Raw genomic sequence first — 14,475 nt, 5'->3', positions numbered from 1 at the left:
CGGCCGGAGCCGCGGAGAGGGCCGGCCTGGCGCCGGGCGGGATCGTGACGCCGGGACGCAGAGGCGGCGCGGCACCCCGGCTTCGAGGACCTGTGCTGCGACGGCCATGTCAACCAGTACCTCCTCGTGGACGGATGCGAGACGGAGGTGCAGGCAGCCGAGAGGCTTGTCTTCGTTCCGGTCGAGCCTTTTCCGATACTGGACTAAAAAGTCCACTCGATTCAATCGTTCTGCATCGAGCCAGGCTGGGATCGGGAGGTTTGTATCCGCTCGATCCGAACAGTGCACCCAGTCACAACTAGACTCATATGCGGCGTTGAACTGCAGATTTATTGATCTGAAGCGACCTCATCCCGTCCGGAGGCAACCTGGCCGGCACCTTCTCCGCGGGGAGGGGTTGCGTGAAGTTTTCTGGTCTGTATAGTCCTTTCTATGTGGTGTCCGAGGTAGTGCGGAAGAGCTGGAACTCGGCACCGACGGAGTCGCCCGTCTCGATGCAGGCCACCAGGGCCAGGCCCAAGGACGCGAGAGCCGAGGTTGCGGCCGGCGCGGGAAGAGCCTGCGGCGGAACTCCGAAACACTGCGAGCCCGGCTTGGGCTCGACGACTGTTCACACCCCGATCGGAGGTCGATTCGCCGTGTCACGACTGAACGTTCCTGCTCCAGAGGATGTGCCTGCCGGCGCGCAGCAGATACTCGGCAACGTTGGTGCGCAGCTGGGTTTCGTCCCGAACATGTTCAAGACCCTCGCGTCGAACCCGGCCGTTCTTGAGGTCGTCGCGACTCTGCAAGGCACCCTGAGCCGGGTTCTCGACGCAAGGACGCGGCACAGCATCGCGCTGGCCGTGTCGCAAGCCAACGGCTGCGATTACTGCTTGGCGATGCACACTCACGTCGCCACCGAATTCGGCGGCATGTCGGGCGACGACATCGAGCTCTGCCGTGCCGGGAACTCGGTCGATCCCAAACGCGCGGCGGCCGCCCGCTTTGCGCAGCAGGTGGTCGAGAGTCGCGGACAGGTCGGTGACGCCGACCTCGCGGATGTGCGGGACGCCGGGTACACCGACCCGCAGATCCTGGCGATCGTCGCGGTGACGGTGCAGTTCCTGCTCACCAACTTCATCAACAATGTCAACCAGACCGACCTCGACATCCCCGCCGTCGACTCGGTCGGTACGACCGTGCCCCAGTGAATCCGCCCCCCCCGCCGGCCCCGGCGCGGCACACGGAGAGACCCACCGCCGTGCAGCGGGATACATGGGCGCTCCGATGGGGTGAGGGCCGCGCGCCGGACCCGACTCGTCGAGTCCGCAGAAATCGTCCACGGCCCGCGTCATCCAGTCTGTTGAGGCCGGGGCGGGGTCCAAGAAGCGCCGCACGGCCGCCGGCAACACCCCACCCGCCGGTTGGTCTGTGGAACCCCCGACGCGGCCCGGGCACGCAGTCGGCAAACCCCTCACCGACTCAACGATCATCCAGGAAGGCTCGACATGCCGGGCTCCGAGCTCTACGAGAAATTCATGGCGCTGCACACCCGCGACGGTGGCCTCGTCATGCCCAACGCATGGGACGGCCTCTCGGCGCTGATGCTGGCCGATACCGGGTTCGAGGCGATCGCGACATCGTCGGCGGCGATCGCCGCCACGCTCGGCCGCCTCGACGGGCGTCACGAAGTCACCCGCGAAGAGCACCTTGAGCGTGCGCGGTTGCTCAGCAGCCTCACAGGGCTGCCCGTCAACGGAGACTTCGAGGACGGATACGGCGACACGCCCGAAGACGTCGCCGCGACCGTTGAGGCCGCCGTGGACTCCGGCCTGGCCGGTATCGGGGTGGAGGACACCTCGGGCGATCCCGAAAAGCCGATCCGCGACTTCGACGAAGCAGTCAGCCGCGTACGCAGCGCCGTCGCGGCTGCGAAGGGACGCATCGTCGTCACCGGCCGCACCGACAACTTCATCCAGGGGCGCCCCGATCTCGACGACACCATTCTGCGCCTGACGGCCTTCGCCGAAGTGGGCGCAGATGTGGTCTACGCGCCGTTCCCACCCGACCTCGACGCACTCGTCGCGATCGTCACCGCGGTCGCCCCGACACCGGTCAACGTCCTGGTGTCTCCGTCGGACAACGTGCTCACCGTCGCTGAACTGCAGCAGGCCGGGGTCAAGCGCATCAGCCTTGGTCCGATGCTCTACACCCACGCGATGGGAGCGGTCGACGAGGCCGCGAAGGCGCTCCTCGCGGGCGACCTCGCCTCGGCGACGACGGGCATGAGCTTCGCCCGCGTCAACGAACTGCTGGCCCGCGGCGTGAGCTGACCCGATCAGCACGAATCACTGACTCTTCATCTAGCGATCACAACACAAAGGCAGGATGACATGGATCTCGGCAAGCTCATGAACAAGCACCTCACCAGGTACTTCGACCCGAGCAAGACGATCCCGGAGGAGACACTTCAGCAACTGCTGGGGTTCCTGCGCTCAACGCCGTCGTCGACGAATGTGCAGCCCAACCACTTCTACGTCCTCGCCACGCCCGAAGGCAAGGAGCGGCTGGCGGCCAACCTCGGCGAACGGTTCCAGGACAACAGCGAGAAGATCCTGAACGCCTCGCACACAGTCATCCTCACCACCAGGGCGGATCTTCCCGAGGGCCACCTCCAGGCGGTGTTCGACAAGGAGCGGGCTGACGGCCGGTTCCCCGACCCGGCAAAGCAGGCGCGGTGGGAGTCCATGACCCGCGACTTCCTCAACCTGCGCAACTACGGTTACAAGGACCTGAACCACTGGATGGAAAAGCAGACCTATCTCGCGATGGGTCTGACCATGATGGCGGCTGCTGAGCTCGGCGTCGAAGCCATGCCGCTCGAAGGGTTCGACCCGACCAGCGTCGACAAGGCGTTCAAGATCCGCGAAACCGGACACACCACGACAGTGCTGCTGGCCCTCGGCTACCCCGACCCCGCGAAGGCGTACGGCAGCCCGATTTCACGCTTCGAAACCGACGAGTTGTTCACGTTCGTGTAAGGGCTGTCCCGCGATCCCTGGCGGTCGAACGGCTCAGTACGGACCGGTGGTGGTCGGCGTCGACGAGTGCCAGACCGCCTCCAGGCAGGCCGTCGTCTCGCCGGCACCGATCGGGCCGGGCGGCACCTTCCGCAGCGCCTCGACAGCCTCGACGTATCGCTCGTCGAGCGCTGCGGCCTCTGTCCCAGCAGGTTCGGACAGGAGGCGGCAACGCTGCTGCCCGAGGCGCTGCGGATCTGGACCCGGTCGGTCGAACTGGGCGCGAGAACAAAGATCTAGCATGAAGGCGTGCGGAATGTCCCTATTCGGCACTGCTGTCGGAATTGGGTTTCCGGCCCGTACCTCCTGGTCGGCCGGACTGCGTGAGAGGACAAAGATCCACTGTGAAGGTGTGCGGAGTATCCACGGCAGAGACGGAAGTTGCCCTGCTGGAACTGCCCGAACCGTCATCTCCCGGGCCGGGTCAGATCCTGGTCGCGGTTGAGGCCGCCGGGGTCGGTCCGTGGGACGAACTGGAAATCAACGCTCGTTGGGACGTGGGGCTGCGCCTCCCGGCCGCGCTGGGAGTGGAGGGCGCAGGCAAGGTGCTGGCCGTCGGTGCGGATGTCACCCGGTTTGACGTAGGCGATCGGGTGCTCGCGCACGAGGCCCCGCTGCCCGGGGGAAGCGGCTTCTGGGCCGAACGCGTTCTGATCAACGCGGATCACGCGGCGGCCTGCCCGCCAGGCTTGGACGCCGCCCACGCAGCGGCACTGCCGGTCAACGGGCTCACTGCGCTGCAGGCTCTGGAGGAGCTGGACCTCAGCCGAGGACAGCGGCTCTTTATCACCAACGGAGGCGGGGGCACCGGAGCCCTGGCCATCCAACTCGCCGCGGCCCAGGGCATCGAGGTGACCGCGACCGCGTCTGCTGCCGCCGCAGAGCGTCTGCTCGGTCTGGGAGCGATGGAGGTCGTCGACTACCACGACCCCAACTGGCCGGCCAAGGTACGCGGCGGGTTCGACGCCGCCCTCATCATCGCCGCCGGCACAGCGGCCCCGGCGCTGCCCTTGGTGCGGGACGGCGGCCGACTGTGCTCCCTGACCTCGGACGCGCCTCCGGAGGAACGAGGCATCACGAGTTGGGACCTCTACATCGAGCCCAACGCCGCGCAGCTTGCCCAGTTGGCGGAGCAGGCCGCGGCTGGAACCTTGAAACTCGCACCAGAACCCCTGCCGCTGAGCGAGGGACCGGCGGCATTCACTCAGGTGGTCGCCGGACGGGCCGGGGGTAAGAAGATCGTGCTCATTCCAGCATGACGCGCCCGGGCACCGGCCGGTCCCGATGCAGGGCCACGGTGCGCGCAGGTCACGAGCGGCCGGACTGTGCATCGGCGTGGCACTACATCGGCGGGGCCTGGACACGTCCCATCCGCCGACCGCGTTGACCGCAATGGAGCGGTCCCTCACCCTGCTGCCCACTGGCGGCGGGCCGGAGCAGCTTCGCACTCGATCGAACCGGCGGCGATACCGGCGAAGGTCATCGCGGGATCGGACCAACGGCCACCCGACCACTCCCCGCAGTGGCAGCCGGGGCTCTCGCATCAGCGCCTGCCCCTGAGGGATCTGCACCACGGCCGCGACCACTGTAACCACAGGGTCGGACGCGAGGGCACATCGAGGCGCTCAGCGTGCACACCATTCCCGTCCACGTCGCGACGGACACAGACGGAGACGGACGGAGATCACGCAGAAAGAGGAAACACCTATGAAAGCCATCGTGGTGATGGACCCCGCCGCAGGAACGGCGGGGATGACGCTGGCTGAACGGCCCGACCCGGAGACGGCGCGGCTCGCCAGCCTTGACGGCGCGAACTACGGTGACGTCGTCGTCGAAGTTCGTGCGTCGGGGTTCACCGGGGACGAGCTGGAGTGGCCCTCGACCTGGGTCGACCGTCTCGGCCGGGACCGGACGCCCTCGATCCCCGGACACGAGGTGGCAGGCGTGGTCACCTCTCTCAGCTATGGAACGGCAGGACTGTCGGTCGGGCAGCGCGTGTTCGGCCTCACGGACTGGACCCGCGACGGCACCCTCGCGCAGTACGTCGTCGCCGAGGCACGCAACCTCGCGCCGCTGCCCGGGGACGTCGACTTCACGGTCGGCGCGAGTGTCGCGATGACGGGCCTGACTGCCTGGCAGGGACTGTTCGAACACGGACACCTCTCGGTGGGGCAGAGCGTCCTCGTACACGGCGCCGCCGGCGCGGTCGGATCGATGGCCGCTCAGCTCGCGCGAGAGGCCGGTGCGTACGTCATCGGCACCGGACGCGGCGCCCACCGCCAGAGCGCACTCGACTTCGGCGTGCACGAGTTCGTCGACCTCGACGACGACACGCTGGAGGACGTCGGCGGAGTCGACTTCGTCTTCGACGTATTCGGCGGCGACATCGGCGCCAGATCGGCCCGGCTGGTGCGAGGCGGAGGAACATTCGTGACCGTCACCGGGCCGCCGGAGGTGCGGCCGCCCGACGGCCTGGCGGTCGACTTCGTCGTCGTCTCCGACCGCGCCCAGCTGGGCGAGATCGCCCGGCGGGTGCAGGAAGGACGTCTGCGGACGCACATCGGCCAGGTCGCCAATCTCGACGACGCTGTCGCCGCCTTCAACCCGGCCCAGAAAGTAGACGGAAAGACGATCATCCGCATGCAGTGAAGCCGCGCATCTACCGGAAGATTCTTGAAAGGACGTGGCCTGGCCCTCGAGTACAACCCTTTTCCTGAACCACCTCGGAGTTCCCGAAGCTGTCGGGCCGTACGTCGGTAGAGGGTCTGGGCTCATCGGAGCAATACCTGCACAGAGGGCAATGCTGCATAACGGAATGTATGCATTGCTAGAATGCTGAGTCGGACCGAGGAGATGCAGTCGCCTCGTCCGGGGAATTTCAGAGGCGAACGTTGCCGGCCCCAGTGGCTCGGCCGCCAATTCCTGCGACGCAGCGTCGCAGCAGTCATCTGGAGCCTCCCATGCGCGTGTTTGTCACTGGAGCCAGCGGCAGCATCGGCTCGGTTGTAGTTCCCGAACTCATCGCTGCTGGTCACGAGGTCCTCGGCCTCGTCCGTTCCGATGCCGCAGCAGCGGCCGTTTCCGCTGCCGGCGGGACGCCGGTCCGCGGCGACCTCACCGACCTGGACAGCCTCCGTGCGGGCGTCGCCCAAGCAGAAGGCGTCATCAACCTGGCCTTTGGGAACGACTGGAGCAATTTGGAGCCGTGCATCGAAGCGGAAACACAAGCCATCCAGACCCTCGCGGCCGCGCTCGCAGGCAGGGGCAAGCCGTTCGTGCATGCCGGACTCACGCCGATGATGCCGGGCCACGTCTCCACAGAAGAGGACCCCGACACCACCAACGGTCCCGTCGGTGGCCGGGGCCGCAATTCACAGATGGTGCTGAACCTGGCCGACCAAGGGGTCCGCTCCTCTGTCGTGCGGCTGCCGCGCTCCGTGCATCAGCGCGCGTCGCATTACGGCTTCTGCTCGGTGCTTATTGCCGCCGCGCAGAAAACGGGTGTGTCAGCGTACGTCGGCGATGGCACGCAACGCTGGCCGGCGGTCAACCGGCTCGACGCCGCCCGGCTGTTCCGCATGGCACTCGAGGACGCTGCACCCGGCACGGTCCTGCACGCGGTTGCCGACGAAGGCGACACAATGCGGTCGCTGGCCGAGGCCATCGGCAGCGTGCTCGCGGTGCCGGTCGAGTCGGCGTCGCCAGACAGCTTCGGTCTCATAGGCCGGTTGTTCGCCCTCGACATGCCATCCGCGAGTGCGGTGACGCAGAAGCGGTTCGGCTGGGAGCCCACTCACCCGAGCCTGATCGCAGACCTGGTCGCTGGCGACTATCCGGCCTAAGGGCTTGCCGGGAATCAACACGTCGGTTTGATCTTGGTCTTGTCGGGCTCGAGGAACCTGGCGACGTCTTCCCGTGTGCGGAAGCGGGGAGATGAACGCCCTGAGCTTCCAGGAGCGGGCGGACGTCTTTCACTGCGCGGCTGATGGTCATGGCGGTGGTGTTGAAGAGCAGATCAGAGGGTTTTCCTCTGACTGCCTTCGGCCGCCTCTGCAACCCGGTCTTGCAGGTCACCACCGCTTCGACCTCAGTAAGCCCAGGTCAGACAGGTGCGTCGGTGGTACCGCCAGTACCAGGAAGACAGGCGCGAAGCGGTGCACAGTGGTGGCATGGCGAGTACGGAGTTCGGGAGCACGGTACGGCGGTGGCGCGACCGCGTCCCGCCACAGGCGGCGGGACTGCCCGCGGGAGGGCAACGGCGCGCGGCCGGGCTGCGTCGCGAGGAGCTGGCCCTGCTGGCCGGGATCTCGGTGGACTACGTCACCCGCCTCGAACAGGGCCGGGCGGTCAACCCGTCGGAGCAGGTCGTCGAAGCGCTGAGCCGGGCGCTGCGGCTGTCCGGCACCGAGCGCGAGCACCTCTTCCGGGTCGCCGGGCTCGTGCCGCCGGGCCGTGACACCGTCCCCGCCCGCATCACGCCGAGCGTGCACCGTCTGCTGGACCGGCTGGCCGGGACGCCCGTCGCGGTCTACGACGCGGCCTGGACGCTGCTGCTGTCCAACCCCCTGCACGCGGCGCTGATGGGCGACCCCTCCGGGTGGCGCGGCCATGAACGCAACGGCGTCTGGCGTGCCTTCCTCGGCCCGGCCGGCCGGGCCCGCTACACGCCCGAGGCCCGGCGCGCGTTCGAGGAGGGGCTGGTCGCCGACCTGAGGGCGACGGCGAGCCGGTACCCGGCGGACCAGCGCCTGGCGCGGCTGATCGCTGAACTGCGGGCGAAGAGCGCACGGTTCGCCGAGCTGTGGGACTCGGGCGCGGTCGGCCGGCACCAGGCGTCGCGGAAGACCATCGACCACCCGCAGGTGGGTCCCCTGACGCTGGACTGCGACGTGCTCAGCGTCGCCGGTGACGACCTGCGCATCATGGTCTACACGGCCGAGCCCGGTACGGACGACGCCGAACGCGTGGCGCTGCTCGGGGTGATCGGCACCCAGTCGCTCGTGGAGTCCTGAGTCGCGCTGCAGCCGGGGCTCGGCCGGGCGGCAGCACGGCGGCGCGCGGACCGGTCCTCAGAGCTCGGCGAGCACCTCGCGAATCACGTGCTCCGCGTTGGCCGCGATCACGGGGTTCGTCGTGCGGTAGTAGGGCAGTTGGACGAGAGCCATGGACAGGGCCCAGCCCCGCCCCCGTGCCCAGGTGGCGTCGTCGGCGCCCGCCGCGTCGCGGAACGCGGGCCGCGCGGAGGCGGGCAGCAGGTTCCAGGCGGCGATCAGATCGCAGGCGGGGTCGCCCGTGCCGACCGTGGCGAAGTCGAGGACGGCGGAGAGCCGGCCCTGGTGGACGAGCAGGTTCATGGGCATGAGGTCGGAGTGGACCCACACGGGCGGGCCCGTCCACGGCGGCTGTGCGAGCGCCGCCTCCCAGGCCGCGGTCGCGGCCGTCGTGTCGACCGTGCCGTGCAGTGCCGCGATCGCGGTACGCGTCTCGGCGTCCACGGTGGCCAGTGGCCCGCCACGGTAGGCGGGCGGACCACCGGGCAGATCGACGTCCCGCATCGCGGCGACGAACCGGCCGAGGCCGAGGGCGAGTTCCTCCGCGTCGTCGAGGGCGCCGACCGCGGGAAGCTCGCCTTCGAGCCAGCGGAGCACTCCCCACGACCACGGGTAGTCCTCGCCGGGCGGCCCCACGGCGAGCAGCTCCGGGACGGGAACCGGTAGCAGCGGGGCGAGCCGTGGCAGCCACATACCTTCCTTCACCACGTCGTCGGCGCCCGCCGCGATGCGCGGGAGACGGACCACCATGTCGTCGCCGAGCCGGTAGAGCGCGTTGACGGTCCCGGCCGACTCGACACGTTTCAGCGGCAGTTCGGCCCACCGCGGGAACCGGGCGGCCAGCAGCCGTCTGACGAGTGCGTCGTCGAGCGGCGCCTCGTGGGCGTGCATCGGGCCTGCGGGCATCGGCGCCTGCTTCCGTGGAGTCGGTGGGATCGGCGGGTCCCGCGGGCCGGTTCTGAGGATCCGCGGCGAGGTCAAGTCCCGCCATCCTGCGCCGCGTTCGGGTTCCGGCACAACGCGATTCAGGCTTCCTCGCGCTCCCAGGCAACCTCGCGGGCACCGGCTTCGTCTTGATCGGCAACGGGTGGGTGGCGCGTCGGACTCGGTGGGACAGGGATTCCCGGGTGAAAATCCGGCGCACTATACGCTGCACGTATACATGATGTGTATACGTCGTGCGTATAGCGGCGGGACGCACGATGGCCGCCCTTCCGGACATGCGGACAACGCCAGCGCCGAGCCGCGAGCGAACGCGGCCGAACGGTGGCAGACGGAAAGGCATTCATGTACGGCAAGGCCTTCGCCCCGGAGTACCAGGGCGCTTTGACCACTCTCTCCGTGAACTCCTCGCTGACCGACGTCCTCGCGGCCGGCACCGAGCAACTGCGCGCGGCCGAACGTGCGGGTGAGCGCGGTGAAGCGGCCCGCTCGGGCCTAGCGGTCGCCGAGGCGCACCGCCGCCTCGGGCAGGTGAAGGACGCCGACCGGGCGTGGAAGGCGAGCTATCGAACGGCTCGCGCGGCCGGTGACACGGCGGCGATGGCGTGGGCGCTGTGGAGCGGTGGGACGCTCGCCCGGCAGCGCGGCGCGTTCCCGCTGGCCTGGCGGCTGCTGCGGCTCGCCGCCGAACTCGGCGAGAGCGCGGGCGACATCGTCGTGCGCGGCTACTCGCTGGCGGGGATGGCGGAGACCGGCCGCATCCAGGGCGACTACGCGGCCGTGACGGCCCTGCACGAACAGCTGCTGGCCGAGGCCCGCAAGCGCGGCGAGGCCCGCCACACCGTCTGGGCCCTGGAGGGAATCGCGCAGATCCATCGCAACACGGGTGCCTACGACACCGCGTACGCCATGTTCGAGGAAGCGGCGGAGATCGCCGCGCGGGCCGAGGACCGGCGCGGCCATGCCTGGGCCCTGCGGGGTCTCGCCGACATCGTCTCCGTCCGGGACGGGGACGCGGACCGCGCGCTGGAGCTGCTGAGCGAGGCGGAGCTGTCCTGCCGCGCGATGAAGCTGTCCGGCGCCCTCGCCTACAACCACAAGATGCGCGGCAACGTCCTTTACCGGGCCGGGCGTTACGAGCAGGCCCGCGAGGTGTACGCGCAGGCGCTCGCGGAGTTCGAGGCGATGAGCGAACCGCGCGGCCGGGCCCTGTCACGGCTCGGACTGGTCAAGTGCCTGGCCCGCCTCGGACGCGACCGCACGGAGACCGCCGCCGATCTCGCCGACCTGGCCCGTGTGTTGGAACACATCGGACTGCGGCACGCGCGGCGGATGGTCGAAGGGGCACGAACCGAACTCGGCCTGACGGCAACGGCGGAGGTGGCCCGATGAGCCCCACCGCCCTCCAGTCGCCGCCCGGCGCCCCGGAGATCCTGCGCCGCGGGCGCGCGCTCGTGGCCCCGGCCCTCACGCAGGCGGTCGGGAGCCTGCACCCCTGGGTCGCCGAGATGGCCTGTTACGCGCTGGGCCACTGCGAGGTCGGCGGAGCCCCCGCGACCGGCGCCCAGGGCAAGGGCGTACGACAGGCGCTCGCGCTGCTCGGTGCGGAGGCCGCCGGGGGTCCGGCCGAGGCGGGCGTGCCGGCCGCGGTCGCGGTCGAACTCGTGCACACCTTCTCGCTGCTGCACGACGACATCATGGACGGTGACGCGCTGCGCCGGGGCCGTCCGGCGGTGTGGAAGGCCTACGGCACCGGGCCCGCCGTCCTCGCGGGAGACGCGCTGTTCGCACTGGCCGTGGAGACCTTGGCCGCCGCACCGGCCGGGGCCCGAATTGTCTGCGCCGTACGGCAGTTGACCACCGCTCTGGGTGACCTGGTGCGGGGTCAGGCGGACGATCTGCTGTTCGCCGGACGGCCCTGGACGGGGCCCGGATCGGTGGGTGTGGCCGAGTACGAGGCGATGGCCGAGGGCAAGACCGGCGCGCTGCTCGGTGCCGCGCTGGCCCTCGGTGCCCAACTGGGCGGCGCACCCGGGGAGATGGCTGCGGTCCTCGACAGGGCTGGCCGGCATCTCGGGGTGGCCTTCCAGATCGCCGACGATCTGCTCGGCATCTGGGGCGATCCGGCCGTCACCGGCAAACCGGTCCACGGTGATCTGCGACAGGGGAAGAAGACCCTTCCCGTCCTCGCCGCGCTGAAGGCGCCCGGCGGTGCCGCGCTGGCGCAACTCCTCGCCTCGGAGCGCGCTCTCGACGACGTGGGGGTACGCCGCGCGGCGGCCCTCGTGGAGCGGGCCGGCGGGCGCGCCGCGGCCGAGCGGGAGGCGCGCCGCCATCTCGCCTCGGCGGAGGAGCTCCTGGCCGGTGCGACGCTCGCCCCGGACGTCGCGGGCCGGCTCCGCACGCTGGTGTCCTCTCTCGCGGACCGCACGGTCTGACGCCGGCGAGCCGTCGGCCCCGTCGGTGCGGCTTCGCGCCGACCTCACTGCGACATCGGTCAGCCGACCTCACTGCGACATCGGTCACATGTGCGCTCCGGCGGCCCCTGTCGGGCAACCTCCTCATTCCCTCTCACATCTGTCCGGTCGGCGCGCAGTTGGCCGTCCGCCGGTCGCCGCGAAGTCAACGCATTCGTAAAGAGATCGCCCAAGAAGCAATAAAAGGGATCTTTCTTCTTTACATGTACATGGCGGATCGGTGAGGGTGTGGACTCGGGGCCCGACCAGCCCCCGCGGCGCCCGACAGCGCCGTGTCCCACGGTGGTCGGCGATCCCGGCCATCCCTGTACGAAGGAACTCAGTGCGTAGACCCCACATACGCCGCGTGGCGATCGCCGTCGCGGTGACGACGGCCGCCACGCTTCCGGCGGGCCCCGTCTTCGCGGCGCCCGACTCGCCCGCCCGTGCGGCGGCTTCGGGCTCCTCGCCGGTGGACGCCGCCCGCGCCGCCGCGTTCGCCCATGCCTCGGCCACCGGTGTCGCCGGGGGCGACACCCTGCGCGCCAAGGACGTCATGACGGACCCGGACGGCAAGCAGCACGTCCGCTTCGTCCGTACCCACCAGGGCCTGCCGGTGCTCGGTGGCGACCTGGTCGTGCACCTCGACAAGGCGTCCGGTTACCTCGGCGTGACACGGGCCGCCGACCACACCGTCAAGCCGGCGACGACCAAGGCGAAGCTCACGCCCGAGCAGGCGCGGCAGAAGGCGGCCACGGCGGCCAAGGGCGACGCGGGCACCGCCGAACTCGTCGTGGACGCCCGTGAGGGCGCCTCGGCCCTCGCCTACCAGGTGCGGGTCACGGACAGCGACACCACCGAGGCCGGCGGCTCCCGCACGGTCGTCGTGGACGCGGGCACCGGGCGGATACGCAGCAACGTCCCCGACAACGACGAGTTCATCTCGCCGTCCCTGGCGGACACCCTGCGCAGGCGCGGGGAGCACGCGACCCCGCAGACCGGTACGGCCGGCGCGCCGGCCGCTCTCGTCGGGGCGACGGGTGCCGCCCACTACCCGGCCACCGCCAACGGCACCGGCTCGTCCCTGTTCGCCGGCAAGGTGGCGCTGAAGACCACGCAGACCGCGCGGACCAGCTTCCTTCTCAAGGACCCGACCCGGTGGAACACCGAGACGCGGGACGCCAGGGGCCAGGAGCTGGAGAACTTCTCCCGCGGCAAGAAGTTCACCGACGGTGACAACAAGTGGGGGACCGGGACCACTTCCAGTCGTGCCACCGCCGCGGTCGACGCCCAGTACGGCATCACCAAGACCCTGGACTTCTACAAGAAGACCTTCGGCCGCAAGGGCATCAAGAACAACAGCGCCGGTGCCCGCGGAATGGTGCACTTCGGGAACAAGGTCGGCAACGCCTTCTGGGACTCGGTCTGCGGCTGCATGCTGTACGGCGACGGCGACGGCGACATGTTCAAGAAGCCGCTGGTCGTCCTGGACGTCACCGGTCACGAGCTGACCCACGGCGTCGTCGACGCCACCGCCGGCCTCGAACCGACCCGCGTCGACCGGGACGGCAACCAGTACGGCGAGCCCGGTGCCCTCAACGAGTCGCTGGCCGACATCTTCGGCTCGAACGTCGAGTTCGCCACCGACAACCCGAAGAACCCGCCGAACTATCTCCTCGGGGAGAAGCTGGGTCTCGCGCAGAAGTTCCTGCGCCGGCTGGACCACCCCTCGCTCGACGAGCTCGAAGGCACGATCGACTACTGGTCGCCCGCCGCCTTCGACACGGAGGTCCACGCGGGCTCCGGAGTCTCCTCGCACGCCTACTACCTGCTCGCCGAGGGCAGCGGCCGCAAGACCATCGGCAGCGTGACGTACGACTCGCCGACGTACGACGGCTCTCGGGTGACCGGCATCGGCCGGACGAAGGCGAGCGCGATCTTCTACCGGGCGCTCGCCCGCTACATGGTCTCCACGACCGACTTCCACGACGCCCGGAAGGCCACGCTGAAGGCCGCCTCCGACATGTACGGCGCCGACAGCACCGAGTACAAGACGGTGAACAAGGCCTGGGCCGCCGTCAACGTCACGTCCGCCAACACCCCCGCCGCGGGGCACTGACGGACCGCACGACGAGGGTGCCCCGCCGTCCGGCGGGGCACCCTTTCGTCGTCTCCCCGGCCGGGGCGCCGCGGTGCCTCAGTGCTGCTGAGTCTTCGGCGGCGTCGCCTCGCTGGGGCGCACGACGACGAACCCCTCGCCCTCCAGCTTCAGTTGCACGGCCTCACCCGAACCACCGCGGATCATCGAGCCGATCGACTGGGAGCGGTGCAGCGACGTGTGCAGGTGGGCCGACCAGCCCACCACGGCGTCGGTGTCGACGAACACCGGCTGATGCTGCGAGACGGGTATGACCAGCGGGTTGCCCTCGCATATCAGCCCCAGAGCGCCGTGGCCGGTGAAGACGCTGTTGAACAGACCGCCACCGGTGATGCCGGCCCCCTTCACGGTCTTGATGTCGTACGACAACGTCGCGTCGAAGCACAGGACGTTGCGTCCGTTGACGGTGAACACGTCGCCGGGCTCGATGCCGACGATGAAACAGTTCTGCGCCTCGTGCGCGAACCAGGCCTCGCCCTGTCCGCGGACGGTCATCAGCGGCAGCCCCTCCCCGGTGACCGCCCGCTTGAGCATGCCGCCCACGCCCTGGCCCTTGCGCTCGAACTGGAGATTGCCCCGGTAGGCGATCATCGCGCCCTGGCGCGCGAGCATCTCGCCGTTGACGGCGTACCTGATCGACTTGGCGTTCTGGATGGTCATGCCGGCCGCGACGGCGGGCTGCACCATGTGGTCACTGGAAAAGAGGTCACCCTTCATGCGGGCATCCTGGCCCCGGAGTGACGCGTTCCGCCAAGATCGTTCCGAGTTGGGACACACGGGGGCAGTCCTGTGACATGCGTCAGGGC

At 69.6% G+C, this 14,475-nt stretch carries 13 protein-coding genes; 11 read left to right on the top strand and 2 right to left on the bottom strand.

Translation table 11 applies throughout. The features are described from left to right. Positions 1-638 precede the first annotated feature (638 nt). The 8 genes from ABEB03_RS36070 to ABEB03_RS36035 all read left to right on the top strand — a co-directional run bounded on the left by ABEB03_RS36070 (position 639) and on the right by ABEB03_RS36035 (position 8,074). Complete coding sequence (locus ABEB03_RS36070; protein WP_345657120.1) at positions 639-1,193, top strand: carboxymuconolactone decarboxylase family protein; 555 nt, start codon at positions 639-641, stop codon at positions 1,191-1,193. A gap of 297 nt (positions 1,194-1,490) precedes the next feature. Beyond that, entirely contained in the window at positions 1,491-2,315 is an 825-nt protein-coding gene (locus ABEB03_RS36065; protein WP_345657119.1) for an isocitrate lyase/PEP mutase family protein, read from the top strand. A 60-nt stretch (positions 2,316-2,375) separates the two neighbouring features. Further along, the gene (locus tag ABEB03_RS36060; protein ID WP_345657118.1) at positions 2,376-3,023 is read left to right on the top strand and encodes a nitroreductase family protein; all 648 of its coding nucleotides are present in this window, start codon (positions 2,376-2,378) and stop codon (positions 3,021-3,023) included. Positions 3,024-3,089: 66 nt separating this feature from the next. Beyond that, entirely contained in the window at positions 3,090-3,302 is a 213-nt protein-coding gene (locus tag ABEB03_RS36055) for a hypothetical protein (protein WP_345657117.1), read from the top strand. Between the two features lie 104 nt (positions 3,303-3,406). Continuing rightward, positions 3,407-4,321 (top strand): NADP-dependent oxidoreductase, encoded by a 915-nt coding sequence (locus ABEB03_RS36050; protein WP_345657116.1) that lies wholly within the window; start codon positions 3,407-3,409, stop codon positions 4,319-4,321. Positions 4,322-4,769: 448 nt separating this feature from the next. Further along, on the top strand, positions 4,770-5,711 hold the full coding sequence (locus ABEB03_RS36045) for an NADP-dependent oxidoreductase (protein WP_345657115.1): 942 nt from the start codon (positions 4,770-4,772) through the stop codon (positions 5,709-5,711). A 311-nt stretch (positions 5,712-6,022) separates the two neighbouring features. After that, positions 6,023-6,904: an SDR family oxidoreductase gene (locus ABEB03_RS36040; RefSeq protein ID WP_345657114.1), complete on the top strand. Its 882-nt coding sequence runs from the start codon at positions 6,023-6,025 to the stop codon at positions 6,902-6,904. A gap of 327 nt (positions 6,905-7,231) precedes the next feature. Next, a complete protein-coding gene (locus tag ABEB03_RS36035) occupies positions 7,232-8,074 on the top strand; it encodes a helix-turn-helix transcriptional regulator (protein WP_345657113.1) in 843 nt (280 codons plus the stop codon). Positions 8,075-8,131: 57 nt separating this feature from the next. Here ABEB03_RS36035 and ABEB03_RS36030 read toward each other — a convergent pair whose 3' ends face one another. Beyond that, the gene (locus ABEB03_RS36030) at positions 8,132-9,019 is read right to left on the bottom strand and encodes an aminoglycoside phosphotransferase family protein (RefSeq protein WP_345657112.1); all 888 of its coding nucleotides are present in this window, start codon (positions 9,017-9,019) and stop codon (positions 8,132-8,134) included. A gap of 381 nt (positions 9,020-9,400) precedes the next feature. On the opposite strand from ABEB03_RS36030, the gene ABEB03_RS36025 reads away from it, so the two are divergent. The 3 genes from ABEB03_RS36025 to ABEB03_RS36015 all read left to right on the top strand — a co-directional run bounded on the left by ABEB03_RS36025 (position 9,401) and on the right by ABEB03_RS36015 (position 13,630). After that, positions 9,401-10,447, top strand: a complete 1,047-nt coding sequence (locus tag ABEB03_RS36025; RefSeq protein WP_345657111.1) for a tetratricopeptide repeat protein — start codon at positions 9,401-9,403, stop codon at positions 10,445-10,447. Next, on the top strand, positions 10,444-11,493 hold the full coding sequence (locus ABEB03_RS36020) for a polyprenyl synthetase family protein (RefSeq protein WP_345657110.1): 1,050 nt from the start codon (positions 10,444-10,446) through the stop codon (positions 11,491-11,493). Before ABEB03_RS36025 ends, ABEB03_RS36020 begins: the two co-directional genes overlap by 4 nt. Before the next feature lie 361 nt (positions 11,494-11,854). Next, on the top strand, positions 11,855-13,630 hold the full coding sequence (locus ABEB03_RS36015) for a M4 family metallopeptidase (RefSeq protein ID WP_345657109.1): 1,776 nt from the start codon (positions 11,855-11,857) through the stop codon (positions 13,628-13,630). 78 nt (positions 13,631-13,708) lie between these two features. Here the strand turns inward: ABEB03_RS36015 and ABEB03_RS36010 are convergent, their stop codons facing one another. Further along, positions 13,709-14,386, bottom strand: coding sequence for an AIM24 family protein (locus ABEB03_RS36010; protein WP_345657108.1), 678 nt, complete (start codon positions 14,384-14,386; stop codon positions 13,709-13,711). Positions 14,387-14,475: the final 89 nt, after the last annotated feature.

It is taken from the genome of Streptomyces siamensis, assembly GCF_039543605.1.
GTDB classification, from domain to species: Bacteria; Actinomycetota; Actinomycetes; order Streptomycetales; family Streptomycetaceae; genus Streptomyces; species Streptomyces siamensis.
This window is presented reverse-complemented; position numbering and strand designations above follow the sequence as displayed.

Bases quoted from the DNA above. Each gene is read 5' to 3' on its own strand.
- ABEB03_RS36060 (WP_345657118.1), top strand. From the start codon at position 2,376: ATGGATCTCGGCAAGCTCATGAACAAGCACCTCACCAGGTACTTCGAC.
- ABEB03_RS36045 (WP_345657115.1), top strand. From the start codon at position 4,770: ATGAAAGCCATCGTGGTGATGGACCCCGCCGCAGGAACGGCGGGGATG.
- ABEB03_RS36020 (WP_345657110.1), top strand. From the start codon at position 10,444: ATGAGCCCCACCGCCCTCCAGTCGCCGCCCGGCGCCCCGGAGATCCTG.
- ABEB03_RS36035 (WP_345657113.1), top strand. From the start codon at position 7,232: ATGGCGAGTACGGAGTTCGGGAGCACGGTACGGCGGTGGCGCGACCGC.
- ABEB03_RS36040 (WP_345657114.1), top strand. From the start codon at position 6,023: ATGCGCGTGTTTGTCACTGGAGCCAGCGGCAGCATCGGCTCGGTTGTA.
- ABEB03_RS36030 (WP_345657112.1), bottom strand. From the start codon at position 9,019: ATGCCCGCAGGCCCGATGCACGCCCACGAGGCGCCGCTCGACGACGCA.
- ABEB03_RS36010 (WP_345657108.1), bottom strand. From the start codon at position 14,386: ATGAAGGGTGACCTCTTTTCCAGTGACCACATGGTGCAGCCCGCCGTC.
- ABEB03_RS36025 (WP_345657111.1), top strand. From the start codon at position 9,401: ATGTACGGCAAGGCCTTCGCCCCGGAGTACCAGGGCGCTTTGACCACT.
- ABEB03_RS36065 (WP_345657119.1), top strand. From the start codon at position 1,491: ATGCCGGGCTCCGAGCTCTACGAGAAATTCATGGCGCTGCACACCCGC.